The sequence below is a fragment of the Paraburkholderia sp. EG287B genome, from assembly GCF_040965595.1.
GTDB lineage: Bacteria > Pseudomonadota > Gammaproteobacteria > Burkholderiales > Burkholderiaceae > Paraburkholderia.
The window spans coordinates 460,110-485,520 of sequence record NZ_JBFRCG010000003.1 but is presented as its reverse complement, the minus strand read 5'-3'; the positions used below and the strand labels follow the sequence as shown (position 1 = coordinate 485,520).

Genomic DNA, 25,411 nt, shown 5'->3' with positions numbered 1-25,411 from the left:
GAGCGCGGATGGCCGCTGCCGACTACCTGCCCGACACGCTGCGCAATGCCGGCACATTCCTGAAACAGGAGCTAGCGACGTTCCCCGGGCGAATGAACGTGACTCTGCGGTGCATGCTGACGAGCGCGATCGTGATCGTCGTGTCGATGGCACTCGAAGTGCCCGAACTTGCGTTGTCGCTGCTGGTGGTGTTTTACGTCACGCAGTCGAACGTGGTGTTCACGCGGCTCGTCGGCATCATGTTCATTCTCGGATCGACGCTCGGCATCGGCCTGTCGATCCTGCTGCTGAAGTTCACGTACGACTATCCTTTGGTGCGCATCGTCATTGCGAGTCTGGTGTTCTTTTGCAGCGCGTACCTGATTCGCGTGCTGAAGATCGGCGTGGTGTTCTTCATTGTCGCCATTGTCGTCATCTACGTGCAGAGCTTCGTCGACCGGACCGATCAGGCCGACTTGCTGATCCGCGCAGTATTGTGGGTGTGGGTGGCCGTCAACTATCCGATTGCGCTGACGCTGCTGGTCAATACGCTGCTGTTGCCTGCAGAACCGCAGTTGCAACTCAAGGCGGAGATTCATCGGCAACTCGAGGCGCTCGACGTCCGGATGGTGCAGCTGATCGAGGGCAGCGCGAGCAATGCGCCGCTTACGTCCCTCACTCCGGCGGACGTCCAGCAAGGCGCGCTGACGCTGCAAAAACTGCTGCGGTTCGCGACGATGCGCGACGCCCGCTATCGCGAGCATCAGGCGACGCAGCTTGCATGTATCGCGACGGTATCGCGTCTTTATCGCGCGGCAAGCGAGCTGCCGCACGAGTGGCGAGGTGCGTCGGCGGCACAAGTGAAGATGTTGCGCGAATTGCAAGCGAACGTCCGCGCGCTCGACGAGTCGGTGGCGCTGGGCGAGCCATATCGTTATGTGAGCACCACCACCGTCGTTGAACGCAACGCCGCCGACACGATTCCTGCAGCCGCGGAATTGCAGCGGGCGCTGCACGCCTACGCCGATCTCCTCGCGAGCGGCGCGACGCCAGGCGCTTCCGCTCCGGGCGAACCGATGGTCGCGTCCGACGCGTGGACCAACCCGGCCTATGCACGCTTCTCACTGAAGACGCTGCTCGCGGTGTTGATCTGTTACGTGTTCTATAACGCCGCAGACTGGCAAGGCGCCCATACGATCATGCTGACCTGCCTGATCGTCGCGCTGCCAAGCCTCGGCGCATCGGCACAACGTGCGTTGCTGCGGCTCGCCGGGGCCGCGATCGGCAGTGCGCTCGCGCTGGTCATGGTCGTGTTCGTCGTACCGCGCCTCGACGAAATAACGGGGCTGCTGCTGATGACGCTGCCCGTCATCGCGTTCGGGGCGTGGATTGCGGCCGGCTCGGAGCGAATCGGCTACGCCGGCATCCAGCTGGTGTTCACCTTTTCGCTGGCATTGCTCGCGCGATTCGGCCCAGTCATCAATCTCACGGAAATCCGCGACCGCATGATGGGCATCCTGCTGGGCGTTGGCGTCGCGACCTTCGTGCAGATGTCGTTCTGGCGGGAAGGCGAGGGCGATGTGCTGCGGCAGAAGCTCGCCACCATGCTGCGGGCGATCGCAGCTCAATTGCGCCCACCGCAAGCCGGCGTGACCGGGCACGACGAATTACCCTATGCGCAGCGTCAATTGCAGGCGTGGGCCGTGCTGGCCGATTGCGAGGCGACGCTCTCCCGTGTCGCACTCGAGCCCGACTGGCGGGAAACGGACCAGCCGCAATTGACGCTGCGCGCGCAAACCGTTCTCGCACAGGGGCGCGAGATCATGCTGGCGGGCGATGCGTTGCGTACGCTGGCGGCGCAGGCCGAAGTATCCGAACCAGGAACCGCCGAAGCCGTGCGTTCGGCCCAGGACCAGGCATCAGCCGAGCTTGCGCGATATGCGGAGGAACTGGCGGCGAATCCACCGGCAGCCCGCGCACCGCGACGCATCGAGATCGTTGCGCAAGCCGGTGAACCGGCGCTCGCGACCGGCACACCGCTCATCGAGGCCGCGGACGACCTGGCTCGCCAGGTGGCGGGCTTGCCAGAATGGGCTGCTGACGGCCTCCCGGAGCCCGCCGCGGCGCCGTCGTCACAGGCACTGCGATCATGATTGCGCGAGCGCATTGGCGACGCGTGTCGTGGCACCGACGCTGCCTGTGCATCGCGTGGATAGCGTCCACGCTGCCGGGCTGCGCGCTGATTCGCCATGACAGCCCGCCGCATACCGAGATCGCCCCCACGCAGATCAATCTCGCGAACGATATCCATCTCGCGCGCGACGGCTGGCCCGCCGCCCGTTGGTGGACGCGCTACAACGACGCGCAGCTCGACGCGCTAATCGACCAGGCGCTCGCCAATGCCCCGACGATGGTGATCGCGCGCACCCGCGTGGCGCAGGCAAAGTCGGACGTCGACCTCGTCAGGACAGGATCGAGCCTGCAAGTCAGTGCGATTGCCTTGCTCGATCGCGAGCATGTCTCGGCGAATGGTTTTCTCGGACCGTTCGCGCAGAACGAGCCGGCGTTGGGTCTCACGGGCCCGTGGTACACCGAGGGCGTCGTCGGACTGGGCGCGAGCCTGAACGTCGACATTTGGGGCAAGCAGCGCGCGCAGATCGCGGCTTCGATTGGCGTGACGAACGCGAGGCTTGCGGAGACATCGGCGGTCGAACTCGAAATATCGGCCGATGTCGCGCAGCTCTATTTCGGTATCCAGACGAATTACCAGCTTATCGATCTATTGAACGCATCACACGAGATCGCGCAGTTTGCGGTGCAGGCGCATGAGGCGCGCGCGACGCGCGGCCTCGAGCCCCGTACGCAGTTCGAAGAGGCCCGTGCGCAGCAGTTGGCCATCGAACGGCAGATCGTATCTACGCAGGCGCAGATCAAGCAGTTTCGGGAATCGTTGCGGGCGCTGGCGGGCGCGGGGCCCGACGGCTTGCCGGAGATCAGGCCCGTTGCGCTGGCGGCCTCGCAGGCTGTCTTGCCGGCGACGCTCTCCTATGAGCTTCTCGCCCGGCGCCCCGACTTGCAGGCCATGCGCTGGTATGTGCAGTCGTCCTTCGACCGGATCGACTCGGCCAAGGCCGCCTTCTATCCGAGTTTCGACATCAAGGCATTTTTCGGCTACAACGCCTTGCATCTCGCCGATCTGTTCACGCACGCAAGCCGCCAGATCAACCTGATTCCGGGCCTGTACCTGCCGATCTTCGATGGCGGCATGCTCAATGCGAACTTGAGCGGCGCGCGCCAGGGGAGCAACCTGTTGATCGAGCAGTACAACCAGGCCGTCCTCAATGCGGTTCGCGATGTCGCGCAGACGGGTAGCCGTTTGCAGGCGCTCGACGCCGAAACCGACTTGCAAAAACAGCGCATCGAATCGGTGACGTTCACGAGAGACAGTGTCGAAGCGTCCTGGCAGCGCGGACTGACCAGCCAGCTTGCGGCGCTCGAGGCGCGCCAACCGGTGATTGCCGAGCAGGTCGCACTGCTCGCGCTGAACGGGCAGGTGCTCAGTCAGGAGGTCGCGTTGACGAAGGCGCTGGGCGGTGGCTATCGCGCCGATGCGCCCGTCGAACTGAAGCCTCGCTGAAGCCCTGTTTCAGTGCAATGCGCCCCGGGGAAAAAGAGCCCGGGGCGCCAGACATCAAACGATCGGTGAAAGGCGAAAAACTGGCCCGGCCCATCAGCACTTGGCTGGCGACCTGTTCTCCGGCAGGTGCTGGTGCAGCTTCGGTGCGGTTGCGCTGCCGCCGTGAGTCTCGAGGTACTTGCACGCATTGACGATGTCACGCGCGAGCATCTGGGCCACGTTGTGATTGATGTGCGGCCGGACCACCACACGCAGGCTCTTGACCTCCTCGGCGTTGGGCGGCATCGAATACGCGGAAAGCACCCAGCCCTTTTCACGGACCTTGTTCGATACGTCGAATTCGTTGAACTTCGTGACGCGCTTGTCGAGCGTGACGGCCACGACAGGAATGCGCTGCTGCTCGTTCATGATGTTGAAATAGCCGCTGTCGACGAGTGCCCGACGCAAGGCGATGGCGTTGTCCAACGTCTGGCGCATGATGCGCCGATACCCGTCGAAACCGAGGCGCAGGAACTGGTAGTACTGAACGGCGATCTGGAATGCGTTGCGGCTGAAATTGAGCGTGGCCGTCGGCATTTCGCCGCCGAGGTAGTTCACGTAGAACACGAGATCCTCGTTGAACACGCTGCGTTCACGGAAGATCACCCAGCCCAGTCCCGGCGGCGTGAGCCCGTACTTGTGCCCCGATGCGTTAATCGACTGGACGCGCGGCAGCCGGAAGTCCCAGCGGTAGTCCGGATACAGGAACGGATTGACGAAGCCGCCCGACGCGCCGTCGATATGCATGGGAATCGAAATGCCCGTCCGTGCTTCATAAGCGTCGAGCCAGTCGTGAATCCCCTGAATGTCGTCGTCCTCGCCGGTGAAGGTCTGTCCGGCAATGGCGACGACGGCGATCGTATTTTCGTCTACGTACTTCTCCAGATCCTCCGCCGTCAGCCGATAGTTGCCAGGCTTGAGCGGAACGATCCGCGGTTCCACGTCGAAATAGCGCAGGAACTTCTTCCAGACGATCTGGACGTTGCCGCCCGTCACCATATTGGGGCGGGTGGCGTCCTTGCCGTCGCGCTCCCGCTTCTGGCGCCAGTTCCACTTGTGGGCGAGACCGGCGAGCATGCACGCTTCCGATGAACCGACCGTCGCGGTGCCGTACGGTTCGACGCCTTCCGGCCCGTTCCAGAGCTGGTGCAGCCATCTCACCATGCGGGTTTCCATGGCGAACAGCTGCGGATACATGTCGTGGTCGATATAGTTCTTGAACATGTTTCGCCTGGCGATCTCGACGGCTTCAGGCTCGGCAAAGGTCGTGACGAACGATGACATGTTCAGCATCGGGTTCGTGTCCGTCCATTCCTGACTCAGGACGAGTGCTTCTGCTGCCCGCGCAGCGATGCCGTGTTGCGGGAACTCGTTTTCCGGCACGTCGATATTGAACTCTTCGTACGACGACACTGCTGCAATTGGCGTAGCCATTGACTATCTCCTGGGGTTGAACATGCCATCGGCAAAATGGGTTTGCCGGGTGATGCAAGCTGGGGCGGCGTGACGCGACACGCCGGACGTGCTTCATTGAATGAGTGAGGGGCAGCAGCGAGCGCTACTTGAGTATCATGATGACGACCATGCCCCAGATCGTCAGCAGCGTATTGCCGACCGCGTACGTCACGGTGTAGCCAAGCCCTGGCACCTGGCTTTTCGCGGCGTCGCAAATCATTCCCAGAGCTGCTGTTGTCGTGCGGGCGCCGGCGCAACAACCCAGCACGATTGCGGGATGGAACCTGAATACGTACCTGGCGATGAACATGCCCAGAATCAGTGGGAGCGCGGTCGCGAAGATGCCCCACAAAAAGAGGCTCACACCCAGTTGCTTCAGGCCGAGCACGAAACCCGGCCCCGCCGTGATCCCCACCACGGCGATGAACACATTCAGTCCTACTGAGTTCATGAACCAGATCGTGGGCTCGGGGACACGTCCGAACGTTGGGTGGATGGCACGCAGCCAGCCGAACACGATTCCGGCGATCAACGCGCCGCCCGCCGTGGAGAGTGTCAACGGAACGGCACCGATATTGATGGTGATCGCGCCAACGAGCGCACCGATCGTGATCGCCAGCCCGACGAAGGCAACGTCCGCCGCATTGGTCGCCCGGTCGAGCGTGCCCAGTGCTTTGGCTGCTGCAGTCGTATCCTGGGTCCGGCCAACGAGCGTGATCGTGTCGCCGCGGTGAAGCTGCGTGCTCGGAAGCACGGGAATCGGCGTCTCGGTCGGGCCGCGCTTGATCTTGCGGATGAAAACGCCGCGCGCCGCGGGAAGCGTGGACAACTGCTGAAGTGTCTGGCCATCCACATCCTTTGCGGAGACATAGACATCGACTCCCTCGGCAGGAACCGCGAGGAGTTCGGCGTCGTCGATCTCGGCTCCGTTCGTGCCCAGCGTGGACACGAGCTGGTCGCGGCGCCCGGCGACGGCCACGACGTCACCCGTTGCCAGGACATAGTCGAGCCTTGCTTCCTCGATTGCGGTGCCGCGTCGGATACGTTCGATGAACAGACGCATGCCCTCGGCCTCCAGGGCTTCGACCTGGCGGACGGTCAGACCGATGAACGGACTCTCGCTCGTAATGCGAAACGCGCGCAGTTCGTACTGGTGCCAGGCGCTACCCGCGGTAATGAGTTGCTGTGTGCCGCCGAGGCTGGCTTCGTATTCCTTGCACGCCTTGACGAGATCGATGCGCAGGAGCTTCGGGCCGAGTTGGGCAAGGATGATGGCGGAGCCGACCGTGCCGAATATATAGCTGACGGCATAGGCGGTCGGCATCGCATCGAGCAACGCCTTCGTTTGCGAAGCGGGCAGTCCGAGTCGGCCGATTGCGTCCGTCGCGAGGCCCATCGACGCCGAAATGGTCTGGGAGCCCGCGAGAAGACCGGCAGCGGAACCGACGCCATAGCCCGCGATCCTGGCCGCGGCAACGGGGGCGGCCAGACACAGGACGCACTGGACAACCGAGAACAGCGCCTGAGGAATGCCGTCCTTGGCGATGCCTCTGACAAACTGCGGTCCGACACCGTAACCGACGGCGAACAGGAACATCAGAAAGAATATCGACTTGACGTTGGCGGAGATGGGAATACCCAGCTGCCCGATAGCGATGGGGCCGCAAGCAGTGTCGAGGTGACCGCGCCGAGACTGAAGCCCCGATAGCTCTTTCCTCCCACCCAATATCCGATCCCTAGCGACATAAAGATCGCTATCTCAGGATGGCTGCGCAGCGTTAATACCAGCCAGTTCATTTTGTGATCCTCCGTAGCATGTGCTTCAAGAAGTCAATGAAAGGAAAACAATGCTGCATTCCTAAATAAAAGATCAAGAGCATGTCTGCGCTCACTTCGATTGCAGCGGCTCCATGGGGACGTCATGAGTGCCGCTTCCCGCATCAGATGCCACGTGAGGATCGTGGGCGCCTCGCGATCAGGTTGGCAGTTCGCGAGGGGGCAGCGTCATCGAACGCCGGCGCGGGGAATCGCGGGCGTGCGTCGGGCGCGTAGGCGGTGAGTGCTGTTCGCGAACCGAAAGAATGCATTCGCCGCTCAGACCGTACTCACGCGCAATCGCTAGCAGCCTGTCCGGCCACTCCCAGACGCCGTAGATGTCGTGAACGTTCTGCAGACAGATCAGCAGTGCGACCGTGCGTTTGTCGTAGATATTGATCCCGGCATGCAGCAATGCCTTGCACAATGCGGCGACGCCGGCGTCCATGTAACGGGGCCAGCCGATCGCGGACCCGGGCAGGTAGCGTACCGGAACCCCCTCTATCGCGGAGCGGTAATCGGCTGGCCGGATGAAGCTGCCAACGGGACACCCGCCGCATGGACCGCGGTACGCAGCGCCTCCGTTTGCGAGAATCCCGGTGCGCCGTTGCGAAAGCAGGTGCTTGACGGAGCGGTCGAAGATTTCCTGATCGCTCAAAAATTGACTGGTGTGCATGGCTGACCTACTGAACACAGATCAAACTGAGATCGACGGTTCTGCGATAGACGCTCCGGTTGAGCCACGGGACGAACGTGTACTCGACATACGCGTTGCTGCCCACGAAAATCCATGTATGTAGCGTACTGAACATCGTGGACTCCTAACGGTGACCGGATATCGTGGGTCATCGAGTGCGCGGCGGTGGAAGCTGGATTGCTTGCCGTCGACGACACCAAAGGTACGCGCGCAAGGCCAGAAAAACCATCGTACGAACGGGTGGCGTGGTTCTTCATTCGCGTGAGCGGTTCATACAGGGGTATGCCTGGTTCGTCCGCGCCGGAGTGCAGCAAGGGTGCCGGCGGCAGCGGGGCGTCGCAGGTCGTCAGGAAGCGCGAAGTCTTGCGACGAAGCGAGTGACCGCGTGCCACCGGCGTCGGCTATACGAAGATATAGTCGTCTCAGACCAACGCCTTAATCCGGCAATCACTTGCATGTTTGTCGCCGGGCAGGCGCTGCGCTATTGTTCATTCGTCGCTATTCGTGGGGCGTCATTCGGTTCGCCTGTGCAAGCTTTCAAAAAGCTGATCAAGTGACGAGGCTCGATTTGGCCGCATTGAGTATGGGGCCTGACCAATCGGCCCTGAGGACCGCACGAAAGACCTGAAACAAGGAGAAGCCGTTGAGTGCAGGATCTGGCTTGACCTCGACAGGAGGCGCGTCCGATGGTCCGCCGTCGATGGTGTACGTGATCGACGATGATGAAGCGGTGCGAGTCGCACTCAAGGCACTCCTGCGCTCAGCGGGATTGCATGTGGCGACGTTCTCGGCCTGCCGCGAGTTTCTCGCGTTCCCGAAGCAGTGTGTGCCGAGTTGCCTGATTCTCGATGTCAGGCTGCAGGGGGAAACGGGTCTTGCGTTTCAGAAGGAGCTTGCGAAAAGCGAAATCCGCATGCCGATCGTGTTCATGACCGGATATGCCGACGTTGCGATGTCGGTCAGAGCCATGAAGGCCGGAGCGTTCGATTTTCTCGCCAAGCCGTTTCGGGACCAGGAGATTCTCGATGCCGTGACCGACGCCCTGGCGCGCGACGGCGAGCGCGTGCAGGCCGAACAGGCGCTTGCCGCGCTGCGTGCTTCCTATGCTTCGTTGACGGTACGCGAACAGGAGGTCGTTCGTTATGTCATCTCGGGCCTGATGAACAAGCAGATTGCCGCGCAGATGAAACTCAGCGAAGTCACCGTGAAGATTCACCGGGGGCACGCGATGAGAAAACTGGCTGCGCACTCCGTTCCGGATCTCGTCAGAAAGGCGGAAGCACTTGGCCTCAAGCCGCAAGTGGCAGGACCCTCCTGATCGCGTTGCCGTGTTCAGGACGTTCGGCGCCATCGCGCAAAGCAGGACGAACCGTTCGGGCCTTACGGATTGCCCTGCGGCGGCGGCTGCTTCAACGCGAGGCTGAGCCAGCGCACCACGTCATCGGCGGCAACGGGCTTCTCGAGCAGGACCAGTGCGCCGTTCTCGATGACTTCGGCGTGCAGGTCGGGCGTTGGAAAGGCGGTGATGAAAATGGTGGGTGGCGCGTTCCCCTGGCTACGAAGCCGGGCGTGCAGCGCGACCCCGGACATGCCGGGCATGCGTACGTCGGAGATCAGGCAGGAGGTGTCTTCGACGTGTCCGGATTCGAGGAAGGCTTCGGCAGATGCAAAGGTGCGTACGTTCCAGCCCAACGAACGCACCAGGTTCGCAGTCGCGATACGGACGGCCTCATCGTCGTCAACGATCGTAACAACCTCAGACGTATCCACGAGAAAGACCCCGATCGTCGAGAAGAGGGAAAAGTGTCCAGAAGATATTGGTGGCGCATTGCGAAGAATAGTACGCACATGCCGGAACCGGAATAATACGGATGTATGTAGCACACGTGATGGAGTGCCAGGCATTTTCCGGATACTTCTCTTTCGAAGGTCGCGCGTGTGCTCCGAATTTGAGAACGAGAATTCCTGTCGGGAGGTCAGATGGAGCAACGCAAGGAACTGAGCGGCCTGACCAACGAGCTCTTTCGGCAAGTCGTGGAGGCGGCTCCTAACGCCATGGTGATGGTGGACCGTGCCGGCAGAATCGTTCTTGTGAATGCGCAGGCGGAGAAGCTGTTCGGATATGCGCGTGCGGAATTGATGACGCGAGGTATCGAAGCGCTCGTGCCCGAGCGCTTCCGGTCCGGGCACCCGGATTTCCGGAGCGCCTACTACACTGACCTGAAGAGCCGTCCGATGGGGACCGGCCGCGACCTCTACGCAATGCGCAAGGACGGCTCCGAATTCCCCGTCGAGATCGGACTCAATCCGGTCTCGACCGACGAGGGCACTTTCGTGCTGGCAGCCGTCGTCGACATTACCGGGCGCAGGAGGCAGGAGGAACGCTTCCGGCAGGTCGTGGAAGCGGCGCCCAACGCGATGGTCATGCTGGACCGCGATGGCCAGATCGTCCTCGTGAATGCTCAGACCGAAAAGCTGTTCGGCTATCCCCGCGATGAACTGGTTGGCCAGAGCATCGAAGTACTCGTTCCCGAACGCTTCCGTTCCCGCCACCCGGACTACCGTGATGCGTTCTACAGCGACCTGAAGACCCGTCCGATGGGAGCGGGCCGGGATCTTTACGCGCGACGCAGGGACGGCTCGGAATTTCCCGTCGAGATCGGCCTGAATCCGCTGTCGACCGACGAAGGGAAATTCGTCCTCGCGGCCGTGGTCGACATCACGTCCCGCAAGCACGCGGAAGAGGAACTGCTGAGAAAAACCGACGAATTGGGCCGCTCGAACAAGGACCTCGAACAGTTTGCCTACCTCGCTTCCCACGATCTCCAGGAACCGCTGCGGGCCGTTGCCGGCCCCTTGCAGATGCTGCAGATGCGCTACAAGGGGCAACTGGACGACCGTGCCGATGAATTCATTGCACACGCGGTGGACGGCGCGACGCGGATGCAGGCGCTCATCAATGATCTGCTCGCCTATTCGCGGGTCGGCCGCTCCGACGACGCACGCCAGCTGACTGACTGCGCACAGATACTCGATCAGGCGCTCAAGAGCCTGAGCGTCATGATGGAGGAAAGCGGCGCCGAGGTGAGGCGGGAAGCGCTGCCCTCCCTGCTGGCGATTCCGACGCACCTTGCGCTGCTGTTCCAGAATCTCATCGGCAACGCCATCAAGTTCCGCGACAAGACGCGTCCTGTCCGGATCGACGTGGGTGCGAGGCGCGAGGGCGAGGGCTGGCTATTCTGGGTCAAGGACAACGGGATCGGTATCGATCCGCAGTACTACGAGCGGATTTTTCTGGTCTTTCAACGCCTGCACACGCGCGCACAGTATCCGGGCACCGGGATCGGCCTCGCGCTGTGCAAGCGGATCGTCGAGCAGCACGGCGGCCAGATCTGGGTCGAATCGGTTCCGGAGGAAGGCGCGGCGTTCTTTTTCACGCTGGGCATCAAGAACGCAATATGAAGCCAGTCACGAAAGAGAGGAGACAACGACGATGCTTTCCGAAAATAGCGAGCAGATGTTCCATATCCTGATGGTGGAGGATAGCCCCACGGACGTGATGATGACGCGTGAGGCGCTGGATTATTACAAGGTGCTCAATCCGCTACACATTGCGGAGGACGGCGTGGAAGCCATCGAGTTCCTCAAACGCGAAGGAAAACATGCGAACGCGCCCCGTCCCGGCTTGATCATCCTCGACCTCAATCTTCCACGAAAGAGCGGCCAGGAAGTGCTTCAGGAACTGAAGACCGATCCGGAATTGAAAAACATTCCTGTCGTCGTGCTGACCACGTCCAAAGCCGAGGAGGATGTGGCGAAGTCATATGGCCTGCATGCCAACTGCTACATCACCAAGCCCGTGGATTTCGAGAAATTCGTTCAGGTCGTGCGCAGCATCAACGACTTCTGGCTTGGCGTCGTGACGCTGCCTCCCGTCAAATCGTGAAGATCGATCGTGAAATCCGTATCCTCCTGATCGAGGACAGCGCGACCGATGCGCTGTTGATCGACAGGGTGCTCGAGGACGTGGTGGAGTTCAGGTACCACGTGGTGCGCACCGAGTCCATGGCGGAGGGCGTCGCGCGTGCGCGGACCGCGCACTTCGACGTGGTGATCCTCGACCTGGGACTGCCGGACGCAAACGGGGGGCTCGATACCTTCAAGAAATTCCAGCAAATGGCGCCCGACATGCCGGTGCTGGTTCTCACCGGACTGGATGATATTTCGGTCGGTCTGCTGTCCATCCAGCACGGCGCACAGGACTATCTTCTCAAGAAGGATATCCGCGCGTCGGAACTGAGTCGCGCGATCCGTTACGCAATCGAACGCCATCGCGTCGCGGTGGAGCTAAGGGCGAGCGAAGAGCGCTTTCAGCTCGCGGTGAGCGGGGCGACGGCGGGCTTGTGGGACTGGAATCCGCAGACGGGCGCGATGTACTTCTCGCCTCATTTCAAGGAAATCATGGGCTATGGGGAAAGCGATCCGCCCAATGAAGCGAGCGTTCATCACGAGGCCATCCATCCGGACGATATCGATCGGGTGACGGCCTGCCTGTCGGCGCATCTGGAGCACAAGAACGTCTACGACGTCGAGTATCGCATTCGCACCGTGTCGGGAGACTACCGATGGGTTCAGTCTCGCGGGCAGGCGCTGTGGAACCATTCCGGTCAGCCCTGTCGCATGGTGGGCTGGATCATCGACGTCACGGAGCGAAAACTGGCCGAAGAGGCGCAGCGCGATTCACGCGAGCGGGCGGCGGACGCGTTGCAGCAAACCCAGGCCGATATGGCGCGCCTGAACCGCGTCCTGATGCTCGGCGAAATGGCGGCCTCGATCGCGCACGAGGTCAAGCAGCCTGTGTCCGCCGTCGTCATGCATGCGACGGCGGGACTGCGATGGCTGGATGCCCAGCCTCCGGAACTCGAGGAGGCGCGGCAGTCGCTGAATCACATTCTCAAGCAGGGCAACCGGGTCGTGGAAGTCGTTGGCCACGTGCGATCGCTCGTCAAGCAGGCGCCGCCGCGCGAGGATCCGGTCGATATCAACGAGGCCATTGTCGAAGTGCTTGCCCTGATCAACGCCGAGTTGCAGAGGAACAGCGTGCGCTTGCAGACACGGCTTTCGGAGAACCTGCCGCCTGTCTGCGGGGATCGGGTCAAGATGCAGCAGGTGATCGTCAATCTTGTCATGAACGCGTCGGAGGCCATGAGCGGGGTGAGTGACAGGATGCGCGAGCTGACGATCGTCACCGAGCGGCGTGATTCGAACGAAGTGATCGTCGAGGTCTGGGACACCGGTGCTGGACTGCCAGTTGGGGGTACGGACCAATTGTTCCGCTCGTTCTACACCACCAAACCCAATGGAATGGGCATGGGACTCTCCATTAGCCGCTCGATTGTCGAAGCGCACGGCGGACAACTATCGGTCATGCCTCGTGAACCGCATGGTACCGTCTTCCGTTTCACACTGCCGATCGAGGCGAGTTGAGGCGTATATTGCGCAATAGCCAAAAACCGTGCCGTTGCCAGTTGCAGGTTCATCTTCAGGGAAGAATCCACTCATGATAGTCAGCATCCCGACGATCAGCGCGAGCTTGCGCGAACGCACGGCTTTGCTTGCAGCCAACCCGACAGCCGTGAACGAGCGCATGTATGAGACGCTGATGAGCGTAGAAGGTTACGAGAATCTGATGGCATCGGTCAGGCAGGACATTGCGGCGTCGATCGACTTGACGGCCCGTTTGTGGTTCCAGTCGCTTCTGACCGCAAATCCGCCATCGGCGGAAGACATGGATCGCTTCCGGGAATTCGGCCGCCGCCGCGTTCACCAGCGCGTGCCGCTGCAATCCGTGCTACGGGCGTTCCGGCTCGGATCGCGCGAGATCTGGCGCACCTACATTGCGCTGGGCGAGGACGATGGAAACCTCGTCGACGAATTGCTGTTCGTCATCTCGCCGTACCTCTTCGACTTTTTCGACGTCATGGCGCAGAGCATCGCGCAAAGCTATCTCGAGGAGCAGTATCAGCAAGCGCGCTGGCGCGAGGCATTGCGTCATCAGCTTTACAACATTGTCTTTTACACACCGGAAGATCACGACGGCTTTCGGGAAACCGTGGAGGCGCTGGGTCTCGACTCCACTGCGCCACGGGTGGCGCTCGCCATCGATATCGAACTGCCCGAGCACACGTCCTACGAACGCGAACGGGAACTCGACCGTATCGCACTGGCGTCAGCGCGTCATCTCGCTGCCGCGCCAGGCGATCTGGTGCGGGCGTGGCATCGTGGCCGGCTGATTCTGTGGGCGCCCTGCCTGCGAGGCGATTCGATCAACCGTATCGATCGCCTGACGGCGGAACGGGCCGGTACGCTGGCGACTGCGGTGCCGGAGTTTCGTCGTATCGGCGTTGGCCTGATGAACGAAGGCGCGTCCGGTTGGGCGGCCACGGTCGACGAAGCGATCAGGGCATTGGACTTCACCCCCAGGAGCCAGGGTCAGTCGCAGGTCGCAATGTATTCGAGTATCCTCATTGAAGAAAGCGCGCGTCACGCCTCGAATGCGCGGCGCTACCTCGTCTCCCTGCTCGAACAGCTGGCCAACGAGCCTGAACTGGTGGCCACGCTGCAGACTTATTTCGAACAGGGGCAGCGGCGCGGCCAGTCAGCGGCCGCCCTTGGCATTCATCCAAACACGTTGAACTACAGGATGGAACGCATAGAGGCGCTGCTTGGGGCGAGCCTCGACGACGTCGGCTGGATCGAGAAGCTCGATATCGCTCTGAAGCTGCGCCGGGCGACGATGTGAGCTGCCGTTGCGGCTCAGATCGGGTGGTGCTCTCACTATACAAAGGTTTAGTCCGCAGCGTCTCGTGAGCGCTTCGATTAACCGATCAGATAGTTGTTCGGGTAACGTGAATCGACCTAAGCTACCTGAACGAGGCGCCGCCAGAACCGACTGGCGCGAAGCAGCCGATTGCAGCCCGCAACAGGACAGCTCATGAGCAGACTTACGCCATCCGTTGGACCGCTCGATCACGCGCAAGGCAAGATCGACGCGCCCGTCACGCTCGTCGAGTACGGAGATTTCGAATGCCCGTATTGCGGGGCCATGCACGGTGTCATCACGGCAGTCCGGCAAGCGATGGGAGCTAAGTTGCGATTCGTTTTCCGGCACTTCCCGTTGACCGAACTGCATGCTCATGCCCTGCATGCGGCGGAGTTCTCGGAAGCCGCCGCTGCCGTCGGCCAGTTTTGGCCCGCACACAACAGGTTGTACGAGAATCAGCGGTCCCTGGGGGATCAGAGCCTCGCGCGGTACGCTGCTGAACTGAGTCTTCCCCCTGACAGTTTGACCGCTGCGTTCAGCGGCCGTTACGACGAGCGCATTCAGAACGACTTCGCGAGTGGCATTCGGAGTGGGGTGCATGGGACGCCCACACTGTTTATCAACGGCCATCTCTACGGCGGAGAGCACGACGCCCGAAGCTTGCTCGAAGCTTTGCAGGGTGCAGCGAGACGCTAGCGATCGTAGCGCCGTCCGGTTTCACACATGCCGCATCAGTCGGCGGACGCCAGCGTTTTGAACTGTGCCGCGCGAGGCCGTCCCATCAACACGGGCTGAAATATCACCGCGCCTATCAGCGTAGACACAAGCGACAGCGCGAGCAACGCGCCCAGACTCGATGTTCCGGGATGGTGTGAAAACCACAGGCTACCGAACGCTGCGCCGGTTGTCGCTGCGCTGAAGACAACGGCATAAGTCAGGCTGGATTCCAGTAGCCGTGTTGCGCCGCCTCGCCAGGCGATCACATAGTAGATCTTGAACGCGACGCCGACGCCAAGCATGAGCGGCAACGCGATGATGTTCGCGAAGTTCAGTTGCAGACCCAGCGCGACGGATAATTCGAGCGTCAAAAGCGCGGAAACGAGCAACGGCACAACGGTTCGAAGGATGTCGTCGACCCGGCGCAGCGCAATCCACAAAATGGCGACGATCGCTAGCAGGGCGTATCCGCTCGCCTGAAGAAACGCCTTGATGACGAGATTGGCCGAATACAAAATCGAAATCGGACCGCCGATCGCATTCGGTTCTGCAGCGCTCACTGCGTCTGCGAAGCTTCGCAATAGCGCGTCATCGTTTGGGTCGACCCCGCTCGGGACGCGGGGAGAAATTTCCACGATTGCCTTGCCGTCGGCGGCGACCCAGTCCCTTGCGATCCCGGTCGGCAAATTGGCGCGGGTTATCCCGGCAGGATCGAGCAGCGCGGCGAGTTGCGCGAGCGCGATCTTCAACGGTGCCGTCATCGCATGGTCGGCGCGATCGCGTGTCGTGCTCGAGGCATCGGCGAGGCGGGTCAGCGTGCGTGAGAGCCGCTTCGCCTCGGCGGCGCCGGGCCCGGGATGATCCTCTGCCGCAAGCGACAGCTGGTTGGCCGCCCGGCGCAAGGCGTCGACGCGAACGGCGTCGCTTGCCGGCGGCGCAGGCGGCTGCGCCAGGACGGGGTCCAATACCCGGGCTGCGTCTGCAATCACGGCGAGTTTTTCTGGCTGGTCTGCCGGGATGAAAGTGGTTAGCGTGACCGTTCTGCCCACCTGCGGCAGCTTTGACAAGCGAGCGGCGATCGCATCGGCTTCGGTCAAGGAATTCGCCATCACGCGCACATTGTTGATGCCAATTTCGGGCGAGTCTTTCAGTGCGAGCAGGGTGGCCATCGATTCCGTGTGTGGATCCTTGAGATGCAGTGGATTGAAATCGAAGCGCAGGTGCAGCAACAAGGGTGACGCGCCGAGAATGACGACCGCGGCCACGGCCAACATGGCTTTGCGATGCCTGTCGAGGAAGTCGTCGGTTCCGGCAAGCCGCTTGAAGCCTGGCGACGTTTTTTCGTCTCCGGGCTGCAGCACGCTGATGAGCGCGGGCAAGAGCGTCACACTGGTGAGCCAGGCGACGATCATTCCCACCCCGGCGATCTTGCCCAGTTCCGACACGCCGCGATAAGCAGTCGGAATAAACGAAAAGAAGCTAACGGCGACTGCAATCGCCGCGAGGGACAAGCGGCCGCCTAGCGTATTGGCCGTATTCATCAATGAGACGGGGATACGACCGTCCTTGTCGTGCTCTTCCCGATACCTCACGGTGAACTGTACACCGAAGTCGACGCCCAGGCCGACGAACAGCACCATGAACGCGACCGAGATCATGTTGAAGGCGTTCACCATCACCAGCCCTAACGCTGCGGTGATGAGCAATCCCACGACGAGGCAGAGGGAAACGGCCAGCACCAGTTTGGCGGACCGCAGCGCAACCCAGAGAATGCCGAGCACGACGAGCAGTGTCACGGCGCCGTTGAATGCCGCACCGTCCTGAACCGATGCGAATTCGTCGTCGGCGAGCGGTCGTTCGCCAGTAAGGCGCACGCGTGCGCCAAATCTCGTATCGAGATGCAGCGAGGCGGCCGTCTCGCGTATCAATGCCGTTGCGTTGCCGCCTGCCCGCAGCGATGCGTAATCCAGGACGGGCTGCACGAGTACGAATGCGCGTGCGGGTGACCTCGCGTGGGAATCGGTCAACGAACGCCATGAAAAAGCGGCGGTCTGGTTCGCTAGCACGCGGTCCATGGCATCCGCGCTTTGATCGAGAAGCGGGGCCATCTGCTCCAGCTTGACCCTCCCGATTTGCAGCGGCAAAAGCAGGGTGGTCGTCAGCAGGTTGGCGAGACCGGTCAGACTGGGGTCATGCGCGAGTGCGTTGAGCAACGAGCGCGCTTGCGTCAACTGCGACGTCGTCGACCGTACGTCGCGCAACGGGAGAAAAAGCAACCCGTTGCGTTCGAAGAAGGGACCGGCGCCCGGCTGCGTCACCGCAACGAACCGGTGCGTGTCCGTTCGCAGTGCATTGGCAAGTTCGCTGGCGGCGGTGTCGGCGAATTCCGGCGCATTCGATTCGACCACGACGAGAATGGAGCCCCCCCGTTGCGGAAAGGCGCGATCGAGCGACGTGGACAAGGCGTCCCACCGCTTGTCGACAGTCAATAGCCGGTCGGTGGCCGTGTTGATCCTGAAGTGATGGGAGACGTAATGACCGCTCAGCAGCACGAGGACGAGCGATAGCGCGATCACGCTGATCCGGTGACGGATGGACCATGACACGAGATGGACAACCGACGACATGATGGCGAAGGTTCGGGCGCGACGGACACCCCAGTGTAGCGTAGTTAGTCAAAACGCGTCCGCACGGGGTCGGGACGCTGCCGATCCGTCGATATCGCACTCGAACGGCTTTCATCCATGCACGAGTCGCAGCAGCGATCAGCCGAATTGCATTAACGTTGGCTGGCGAAATGGTTTCGAGTCCGACATGACAGGAGGACAGCATGGCGGCTTTGCGGTGACCGCTTCACACCTCGATGTGGTGGTGAACATCCCCGGCGGAGACAAGCAGGTGTTCGAAAAGGCCGCCGCCGATGCGAAGGCCGGCTGCCCGGTGTCGAAGGCCTTGAACGCCACCATCACGATGGACGCGAAGCTAGAGACCTGATCGTTTCACGGCTCCCCGGATGAAGTGCACTGCTGCAGCGTGAAATTTCTGCTTCCCTGACTGATGAGGTAACAGGCCATGTCAAAGAAATACTCAGGTCGATGTGCGTGCGGCGCCGTCAAGTTCGAGTTCGAAGCCGATCCCACGTTTATTGCCGATTGCTATTGCCTGGATTGCCAGAAGGCGAGTGGCGGGGTCATGGCAACTTTTTTCGGTGTTCCTGCGGGTGATTTCACCGTGCTGAGTGGACAACCGCGCTCGTTCTCCTACATAGCGGACTCCGGTAAGCGGATAGACCGCAATTTTTGTCCTGAGTGTGGATCCCGGCTCTTCTCAGACAATTCAGGCGCGTTTCCGGATACGGTGTTCGTCATGATCGGCAGCCTGGACCATCCCGATGGTATTCAGCCCGTGCTGGAGATGTACACGAAGCGCCGGTACACATGGCTCCACCATCTGGACGTTCCGCAATTCACGAACATGCCGACGTGACGAGCGGGAGACCTCGTCAATCCAGTCTGCGGGACGCCATGCGAACACTGGCGAGCATCTCCCGTGATTCCTTTAAATCGACGATTTCGAGCCCTTCGGTGAATTTGCCGTAGATCGGCGCAAGCACGGACTCCACCTGCGCGGTCCTGCCTTGTCTGAGCTTGAGGCGAGCGAGGCTCTTCGCCGCGCGTAGTTCCTGGAACAGCGCCCCTTGCTGCTGCGCGACTTCGATGGCGTGCAGGTAAAGCGCTTCGGATGCACCGCGCGGATCGAGTTCGTCGTGCGTGGCGAGTATGTCGCCCTTGATCCTGACCAACTCCGGGATGCACCACAGTTCTTCGTGCGCCTTCGACCACGCCAGTGCATCGTCGATCGTGGCGAGCGCTCGCGCGTGCTCTCCAAAGCGCAGCAGGCCCCGGGCATACATCCCCGCAAACATCGGATAACGCATTCCGATATGCTCGCGCTCGAGTTGCACTAATGCTTGGAAGAGGATCGGGAGTCCGTCAGGGTTCCCTTTCTCGATCAGAAACGCACCATGAAGACCGCGCGCCATCGCCTCGAAGAGGGCTAACCCGTGCTTTGCCACGGTGTCCTGCAACCTGATCAGGGCGTCTTCCGCCGCGGCGAGATCGCCTGCGTAGAGCGCGAGCGGAACGAAGGCAAACACGAGCACATAGCCAATCGTCAGCGTATGGCCACTTTCCTGTGCGTCGAAGAGCGCCTGATGCGCTTCCTTGAGCGCTCGTTCCGGACAGCCCAGCGTCCACAGGACGCTGGCCATCAACGAACGGGTTCCCTCGCTTCCGCTTACATGGTTGGCGGAGAGTTGCGACTGATGGAGGGGCGAGTCGTACCATTCGAGCACACGCTCGAGCAACCGCCGAGCCTCGGCTTGCTTGCCCATGTGATGCCACGCAAACGCGGTGAGCCGGTTCCCTTCCGACATCGCGGTCTCATTCTGTGTTCCGTTCGCAATGGCGCGGAACTGCTGCAGCCGTTCGTCGGCGGCACGGTGTCTTCCTGAATACACCAGGCCGCAACAGGCGGCGAACAACGAACGCAATTGATATTCCTTGTCGTCGAGCCGTTCCGCAATGGCCAGTGCGGCGGTGCATGCAGCGTCGACTTGCGAGACCATGCCGCGCGTATAGAGTGCCGAGGCGGCAAGTGCCGTGTAGAGTTTCATCCGCTGCCTGTCGAGCGCGGGCGAGCGCGCATCCGCGCGATGAAGCGCATCCTCGATGCGACTGCGGCATTCGTCTAGCGAGGAGAGCCGGATCCACGCGGGAATAGCGGCAACGGTGAGCGCAATGCCCAGCGATGTATCGCCGTGCGCGGAGAATGCCCAGTTCAGTGCGGCTCTGACGTCGTCGATCGTGGCGATGTGATTGGCCAGCCAGCGTGGATCGGGCGGCCGGTTCCAGCAATCCGTGACACGCGCGTACCAATCATGAAAATGCCCGGCGTGGCGACGGGAGACCCGCTCCAGTTCATTCGCATCTGCAAGCTTGCGTCTCGCGTAGTCACGCGTAGTGTCGAGCAGACGATATCGCAAGGGATCGTTGGCGACGTTTGCCGACAGCAGCGACTTCGACACGAGGCTTGCCACTGCATCGATCACACTGGCGTAAGGCAGGTTTTCGTCGCTCACGACGGCAGCCGCAGATGCGAGCGAAAAGACGCCCGGAAATATGCCCAACCGGCGCAGCACGACCCGTTCGACGGCGGGCAACAACTGATGGCTCCAGTCGAGTGTGGCCAGCAACGTTCTCTGCCGCTCCGGAGTCGTGCGTCGCCCCTGTGCGAGCGCAGCAAAGCGGTCGTCGAGCAAAGCGAGCAATTCCCGAATGCCGAAGGCATCCAGACGCGTTGCCGCAAGCTCGATTGCCAGCGCGATGCCGTCGAGGCGCCGGCAGATTTGCGCGACCACGGGCGCCTCTTCGTCGGACGGCTCGAAGTCGCCGCGTGCGGCAATGGCTCGCTCGATAAAGAGTTCGACAGCGGGGTATTGACGCGCGGCGTCGATCGTCATGCGTGCCGTGTCGGGTGGGCTTTCGAGCGCTTCGAGCCGGTACACGTATTCGCCGGTTGCGTGCAGCGGCTCGCGGCTGGTCGCGAGAACATGAATTTGCGGGGCCGCCGCGATCATCCGCTCGGCGATGATTGCTGCTGCCTCGACGATCTGTTCGCAGCTGTCGAGCACGATGAGCTGTGGGCGATTGCGAAGCCGCAGGTAATTCGCCAGCGCGTGCAGGATGTCGTCCGAGTGAACGACGAGGCCAATCGTGCTGGCGACGGCATGAGGTACGAAGCGCGCGTCGGCTAGCCGGGAAAGGTTGACGAACCAGACATCGTGTTCACCCAGCTCGACCATTTCGCGGGCAACGGCCAGCGCGACCGTCGTTTTGCCTATACCTCCGGGCCCTGTCACCGTCAGGAGCCGGTTGCGCGAGAGCCGCTTCAGCAGATCGTCGATCGTCTTCGCGCGTCCGATCGGTCGAACCAATGCGGCGGGAATGTTGTGCGAAACCTGGGGACGCGTTTGCGTTTGCGGCGGTGTCGTGGCACCCGACAGCGTTTCGCGTTCGACGGGCGCGACGAATTGATAGCCGCGGCCAACCACCGTCGCGATAAAGCGCTGGCCCTGGGGCCCGTCGCCGAGGATTTTGCGCAAGGCCGCGATATTCACCTTGAGATTGCCTTCCTCCACGACAGTCTTCGGCCACGCGCGAGCCATGAGTTCTTGCTTGGTGACGAGCTCGCCGCGACGTTCGACGAGCGCGGTCAGCAAGTCGAGCGCTCGACCGCCAATCAGCACGCGCGTGTCGCCGTCGAGCAAGGTCTTCTGTGACGGAATCAGGCGGAACGAACCAAACCGGTAAGCCGCTGCGGCTTCGGCGGGTAGGTGTGCCTCATCGCTCAGCCCCTGGCTGATTGGCGATCTATGCATGATTGAGCCCCGAAGTGGCGTCAGCATCGTCATCGGGAAACCGCTCGCGCAGATGCCCGTGTTTGCAATTCTGCAATCCATTGCCTTTGCGAGCGTCATTCTATCGACCGGCGAAGGGCGCGCTCGCAAGTTTCGATTTTTCATACGTTTCGCGCAGCCGCGCCGCGCGGTTCCGAGGCCCCGGCGTTGCAGGAATGGGCATTTGGGCGGCCGCATTGCAGGATATTTCCTCGCAGACTATAAATCAGTCGAGGAGGAGGCCCACCATGCGGCGCATCCTGATGATCGTTTCCAGCGCACGCGAGCTTCCGCTCGAAGGCGGCGACGCGTTGCCCACCGGCTACTGGGCCGATGAGGTCTACACACCGCTCAGGCGTTTTCGCGCTGCCGGCGTGGACGTGCGCATCCACACGGTGGACGGGCGCCCCGGCATTGCCGATCCCTTCAGCCTGGAGCCCCGATTTCATTATCCCGACACGGACAGGGACTTTCTCGCCGCCATCGTGAGATCGTTCGCCGACGATCCGGAAGGAATTCGCTTTACGCTGCATCACTTCACGGAACTCGACTTGATCGCATCGCGTCGCGTGTACGAGGCCTTGACGTTTGCGAATATCGAGCACGGGCTGGCGCGCACCAACGTTGAAGCGGCGGCAAAGGAAAGCTGGAAACACGATATCGGCTTTCTCGAAGCGCTCGCCTCGCGGCCGAAAATCAGCATGATCGTGCCGCCCGCGCGGGCACAAGTTCTGGCCGACTCGGTGAAGCACGATAGCGAACGTCTGGCGCAAACCTGCGCGCATTCGCTGGCAAATGATCGCGCGCTGAACGCGCCATACGATCTCGGCAGCCTGTCGGACGAGGAGATTCTTTCGTTCGACGCGGTGTTCATTCCCGGCGGACACGGCGCGATCGTCGATCTGCCGGACAACCGCGATGTCGAGCGCGTGCTGCGCCTCGCGCATTCGCGGCGGCGCCTGATCGCGCTGCTCTGCCATGGACCCGCCGCGCTGCTTTCGGTCGGCAACGGTCCCGACGGTGGGTGGCTGTTCGACGGCTATCGGGTGGCGGCATTCAGCAATGAGGAAGAAGACCAGGCGATAGTCGGACTGCGACGGCCGCCGTGGTTTCTCGAAAGCGAGTTGAAGAATCGAGGCGTTGTCTATGACGAAGCGCCCCCGTGGGTGTCTCATGTGGTGGTTGACCGTCATTTGCTGACGGCACAGAATCAGATGTCCGATGAGGCCTGTGCGGAAGCGGTGTTGCGCAAACTCGGTGTCCTGCAAGGGAGTGCGGCATGAGCATCGCCCTCGAAGTCGCCCATGCATTCATCGGCTGTCTCGCCCGACATGATGTCGACGGCGCCCTCACATCCTGCTCCCCGCATTGCGCCATTCACATTGTTCCCCTGGCGCTCGACGGCCCCATTCACGCCGAAGGGCGCCGATTCTTCGAGAACTGGTTTTCCGCGTTTCCGGACTTGACGTTGAGCACGCGGCGCATGTTCGCAACGCATGAAGATGTCGTGGCCGTGGAGACGACATTCGATGGCACGCAGGCGGGCGAATTTCTCGGCGTCATCAATCAGGAAAAGCATATCGATCTCGACGAAGCGTGGTTGCTGCATACGCGTAGCGATCGCATCGAGGCGGTCAAGCTGTTCTGGTGCCAGAACCAGCTATACCGGCGGCTCGCCGTGCGGCGCCTGGACCGCGTCACGATCACCACGTCATTCTGATTCGCGGCGCTGGGTCGAATCGGACAAGGAGAAGTCGATGCCTGAAGTCCCGCAAGGTCGTGCGATCACCACCGGGCAACGCGCCAGTCGCGCAGTGCTCCGTTTTTTCGACGCCTATCGACGCCAGGACGTCGAGGGCATGGTCGATGCTTGCGTGGACAACGCGAACTTTCGCTATGTTCCGGCCGAGGTCATGCGCAAGCAGCGTGTGGTTCGCGGCGACGGCAAGGTGCGCGGCATCGGGAAAACCTGGTGGTCGTCGTTGATCGATGCGTTTCCCGACCTGACCAACGACGTGCAGTGGATCGGCAACGACGATGAGGGCAACGTGGCGGTCGAGGTGACGATCTCCGGCACCCAGGCCAAGGCATTCGGCACGCTCGCGAACAGCGGCGAGCATTACGATCTGGCGCATCTCTTTCTCTTTCATGTCAATCGCGAAGGGCTGATCGACGACATCGTCGCCTATTGGGACACCGCAGACTGGTATCGGCAACTCGGACGCCTCGAATGTGACTGATGCCCGCGGCAAACAGGTTTGCGGGAACGCACGCAGGAGATATCGATGACTTCACTCAGGCGTGAAGACTGGTACGACGTGTATCGCGACGTCGAATGGACGCTCTCGTACGTCGACCAGGATGCGGTTTTTCCCGAATGGTTGTCCGGCACGGGAAAGGTGCCCATCGACGCATGGAAGCAGTGGGACGAACCGTACAAGATCACCTATCCGGAATACGTTGCGACGCAGCGTGAGAAGGAAGCTTCGGCTTATGCCGTCAAGTCGGCATTGCGGCGCTCGTCGATCTTCGAGCGGCTCGACGAGGGCTGGAAGTCGGTTTCGAAGATTCACTACGGTGCCGTCTCGCTGATCGAATACCTGGCAGTGCTCGCGGAATTGCGCATGGCGCGTTTCGGTCTGGCGCCGGCGTGGCGGCAGATGGCGATGTTCGGTGCGCTCGATGAAATTCGCCACGCCCAGCTCGACTTGCTGTTCGCCCACGAATTCATCAGCCGGGACCAGCAATACGACTGGGCGCTCAAGGCCTATCACACCGACGAATGGGTGGCCGTAGCCGGGCGGGCGGCGTTCGACGGCATGATGGTGAATCCGAGCGCGGTCGATATTGCCATTCAATTGCCGTTTACGTTCGAAACGGCATTCACCAACGTTCAGTTCATCGGCTTGGCGGTCGATGCGCTCAGTTCCGCCGACATCAATTTTGCAAACATGATTTCGTCCGTGCAGACGGACGAGGCGCGCCACGCGCAGCAGGGGCATCCGACGATCGAAATCCTGATGCGGCACGATCCGAAACGGGCGCAGTGGCTGATCGACAAGACGTTCTGGATCAGCGCGCGGCTTTTCGCGGTGATCAGCGGGATCTGTATGGATTACTACACGCCGCTCGAGCACCGGAAACTGTCGTACAAAGAGTTCATGGAAGAGTGGGTCGTCAATCAGTATCAGCGCACCTTGCAGGAATACGGTTTGAAGCGGCCCTGGTTCTGGCAGGAATTCATCGATGGGCTCGACGTGTGGCACCACTCGCTGCAGATGGGAATCTGGTTCTGGCGTCCCACAGTCTGGTGGAAGCCGCAGGGTGGGGTGAGCGAAGACGAACGGGCATGGCTGCGCGAAAAGTACCCGCGCTGGGAAAAGGAATTCGGCCCGGGCTGGGACACGATCATTGCAAACATCAATAGCGGGCAGGAAGAAAAAACGCTGCCGAAAACGCTACCCTGGCTGTGCAACTGCTGCCATCTGCCTATCGGGACGGCGGGCGCGCCCAATAACGACCGGTATCCGGTGCGCAGCTATCCGCTCGAACACAATGGCTACACCTACCATTTCTGCTCGAAACCGTGCCGGCAGATCTGGTGGGAAGACAAGGACACCATTCACCAGAAGACGGTGGTCGAGCGGCTTCTGGGTGGAGAGGTGCAGCCGCAAACGCTCACAGGCGTTCTCGATTACATGGGGCTCACGCCCGAGGTGATGGGGAAGGATGCAAAGAATTATGCGTGGGCGTACTCGTATCGTGACGATAAAACCGCGCAGCAGGCCTGAT

The 25,411-nt window shown here is 61.5% G+C and carries 19 protein-coding genes and 4 pseudogenes; 15 read left to right on the top strand and 8 right to left on the bottom strand.

Annotated elements, in window-relative coordinates; translation table 11 throughout:
* Nucleotides 1-8: 8 nt before the first annotated feature.
* Nucleotides 9-2,132 carry an FUSC family protein gene (locus AB4Y40_RS07430; protein WP_368687090.1) on the top strand — a complete coding sequence of 708 codons (2,124 nt, stop codon included), beginning with the start codon at nucleotides 9-11 and terminating at the stop codon, nucleotides 2,130-2,132.
* Between the two features lie 23 nt (nucleotides 2,133-2,155).
* Nucleotides 2,156-3,616 (top strand): MdtP family multidrug efflux transporter outer membrane subunit, encoded by a 1,461-nt coding sequence (locus AB4Y40_RS07425; RefSeq protein ID WP_368687089.1) that lies wholly within the window; start codon nucleotides 2,156-2,158, stop codon nucleotides 3,614-3,616.
* Nucleotides 3,617-3,709: 93 nt separating this feature from the next.
* On the opposite strand, the gene AB4Y40_RS07420 is transcribed toward AB4Y40_RS07425, so the two are convergent.
* From AB4Y40_RS07420 to AB4Y40_RS07405, 4 genes and pseudogenes are all read right to left on the bottom strand, one after another.
* Nucleotides 3,710-5,089 carry a glutamate decarboxylase gene (locus tag AB4Y40_RS07420; RefSeq protein WP_368687088.1) on the bottom strand — a complete coding sequence of 460 codons (1,380 nt, stop codon included), beginning with the start codon at nucleotides 5,087-5,089 and terminating at the stop codon, nucleotides 3,710-3,712.
* 124 nt (nucleotides 5,090-5,213) lie between these two features.
* Nucleotides 5,214-6,907 (bottom strand): annotated as a pseudogene (gene aspT / locus AB4Y40_RS07415) (aspartate-alanine antiporter).
* A gap of 283 nt (nucleotides 6,908-7,190) precedes the next feature.
* Nucleotides 7,191-7,601, bottom strand: a pseudogene (locus AB4Y40_RS07410) (hypothetical protein); the annotation flags it as partial.
* A gap of 7 nt (nucleotides 7,602-7,608) precedes the next feature.
* Entirely contained in the window at nucleotides 7,609-7,737 is a 129-nt protein-coding gene (locus AB4Y40_RS07405; RefSeq protein WP_368687087.1) for a hypothetical protein, read from the bottom strand.
* Nucleotides 7,738-8,322: 585 nt separating this feature from the next.
* Between AB4Y40_RS07405 and AB4Y40_RS07400 the strand changes: the two genes are divergently transcribed.
* A complete protein-coding gene (locus AB4Y40_RS07400) occupies nucleotides 8,323-8,940 on the top strand; it encodes a response regulator transcription factor (RefSeq protein ID WP_368687122.1) in 618 nt (205 codons plus the stop codon).
* A 62-nt stretch (nucleotides 8,941-9,002) separates the two neighbouring features.
* On the opposite strand, the gene AB4Y40_RS07395 is transcribed toward AB4Y40_RS07400, so the two are convergent.
* On the bottom strand, nucleotides 9,003-9,392 hold the full coding sequence (locus AB4Y40_RS07395; protein ID WP_368687086.1) for a response regulator transcription factor: 390 nt from the start codon (nucleotides 9,390-9,392) through the stop codon (nucleotides 9,003-9,005).
* 210 nt (nucleotides 9,393-9,602) lie between these two features.
* Here AB4Y40_RS07395 and AB4Y40_RS07390 point away from each other — a divergent pair, with 210 nt between their 5' ends.
* The 5 genes from AB4Y40_RS07390 (at nucleotide 9,603) to AB4Y40_RS07370 (ending at nucleotide 15,141) form a co-directional block, all read left to right on the top strand.
* Nucleotides 9,603-11,084 (top strand): PAS domain S-box protein, encoded by a 1,482-nt coding sequence (locus tag AB4Y40_RS07390; RefSeq protein WP_368687085.1) that lies wholly within the window; start codon nucleotides 9,603-9,605, stop codon nucleotides 11,082-11,084.
* A 31-nt stretch (nucleotides 11,085-11,115) separates the two neighbouring features.
* Nucleotides 11,116-11,568, top strand: coding sequence for a response regulator (locus AB4Y40_RS07385; RefSeq protein ID WP_368687084.1), 453 nt, complete (start codon nucleotides 11,116-11,118; stop codon nucleotides 11,566-11,568).
* Nucleotides 11,562-13,109, top strand: coding sequence for a PAS domain-containing protein (locus tag AB4Y40_RS07380; protein ID WP_368687121.1), 1,548 nt, complete (start codon nucleotides 11,562-11,564; stop codon nucleotides 13,107-13,109). Before AB4Y40_RS07385 ends, AB4Y40_RS07380 begins: the two co-directional genes overlap by 7 nt.
* Before the next feature lie 73 nt (nucleotides 13,110-13,182).
* Nucleotides 13,183-14,424: a PucR family transcriptional regulator gene (locus AB4Y40_RS07375; RefSeq protein ID WP_368687083.1), complete on the top strand. Its 1,242-nt coding sequence runs from the start codon at nucleotides 13,183-13,185 to the stop codon at nucleotides 14,422-14,424.
* 192 nt (nucleotides 14,425-14,616) lie between these two features.
* Nucleotides 14,617-15,141, top strand: a complete 525-nt coding sequence (locus AB4Y40_RS07370; RefSeq protein WP_368687082.1) for a DsbA family protein — start codon at nucleotides 14,617-14,619, stop codon at nucleotides 15,139-15,141.
* Nucleotides 15,142-15,176: 35 nt separating this feature from the next.
* Here AB4Y40_RS07370 and AB4Y40_RS07365 read toward each other — a convergent pair whose 3' ends face one another.
* The gene (locus AB4Y40_RS07365; RefSeq protein ID WP_368687081.1) at nucleotides 15,177-17,789 is read right to left on the bottom strand and encodes an MMPL family transporter; all 2,613 of its coding nucleotides are present in this window, start codon (nucleotides 17,787-17,789) and stop codon (nucleotides 15,177-15,179) included.
* Between the two features lie 205 nt (nucleotides 17,790-17,994).
* Here AB4Y40_RS07365 and AB4Y40_RS07360 point away from each other — a divergent pair.
* Together AB4Y40_RS07360 and AB4Y40_RS07355 are read left to right on the top strand one after the other, a co-directional pair.
* A pseudogene (locus tag AB4Y40_RS07360) lies at nucleotides 17,995-18,156 on the top strand (OsmC family peroxiredoxin); the annotation flags it as partial.
* Nucleotides 18,157-18,234: 78 nt separating this feature from the next.
* On the top strand, nucleotides 18,235-18,648 hold the full coding sequence (locus AB4Y40_RS07355) for a GFA family protein (RefSeq protein WP_368687080.1): 414 nt from the start codon (nucleotides 18,235-18,237) through the stop codon (nucleotides 18,646-18,648).
* A gap of 16 nt (nucleotides 18,649-18,664) precedes the next feature.
* Here the strand turns inward: AB4Y40_RS07355 and AB4Y40_RS07350 are convergent, their stop codons facing one another.
* A complete protein-coding gene (locus tag AB4Y40_RS07350; RefSeq protein ID WP_368687124.1) occupies nucleotides 18,665-20,683 on the bottom strand; it encodes a hypothetical protein in 2,019 nt (672 codons plus the stop codon).
* Between AB4Y40_RS07350 and AB4Y40_RS07345 the strand changes: the two genes are divergently transcribed.
* Entirely contained in the window at nucleotides 20,660-20,977 is a 318-nt protein-coding gene (locus AB4Y40_RS07345) for a hypothetical protein (RefSeq protein WP_368687123.1), read from the top strand. The two genes, AB4Y40_RS07350 and AB4Y40_RS07345, sit on opposite strands and share 24 nt — an antisense overlap.
* Nucleotides 20,978-21,310: 333 nt before the next feature.
* On the opposite strand, the pseudogene AB4Y40_RS07340 reads toward AB4Y40_RS07345, so the two are convergent.
* Nucleotides 21,311-21,601 (bottom strand): annotated as a pseudogene (locus tag AB4Y40_RS07340) (transcriptional regulator); the annotation flags it as partial.
* 194 nt (nucleotides 21,602-21,795) lie between these two features.
* Here AB4Y40_RS07340 and AB4Y40_RS07335 point away from each other — a divergent pair.
* From AB4Y40_RS07335 to AB4Y40_RS07320, 4 genes are read left to right on the top strand one after another with little or no spacing between them, the layout of a single operon-like run.
* Nucleotides 21,796-22,902 (top strand): type 1 glutamine amidotransferase domain-containing protein, encoded by a 1,107-nt coding sequence (locus tag AB4Y40_RS07335; RefSeq protein ID WP_368687079.1) that lies wholly within the window; start codon nucleotides 21,796-21,798, stop codon nucleotides 22,900-22,902.
* A complete protein-coding gene (locus AB4Y40_RS07330) occupies nucleotides 22,899-23,339 on the top strand; it encodes an ester cyclase (protein ID WP_368687078.1) in 441 nt (146 codons plus the stop codon). Before AB4Y40_RS07335 ends, AB4Y40_RS07330 begins: the two co-directional genes overlap by 4 nt.
* Before the next feature lie 37 nt (nucleotides 23,340-23,376).
* Nucleotides 23,377-23,859 (top strand): nuclear transport factor 2 family protein, encoded by a 483-nt coding sequence (locus AB4Y40_RS07325; RefSeq protein WP_368687077.1) that lies wholly within the window; start codon nucleotides 23,377-23,379, stop codon nucleotides 23,857-23,859.
* 45 nt (nucleotides 23,860-23,904) lie between these two features.
* A complete protein-coding gene (locus AB4Y40_RS07320) occupies nucleotides 23,905-25,410 on the top strand; it encodes a toluene monooxygenase (protein ID WP_368687076.1) in 1,506 nt (501 codons plus the stop codon).
* Nucleotide 25,411 lies beyond the last annotated feature (1 nt).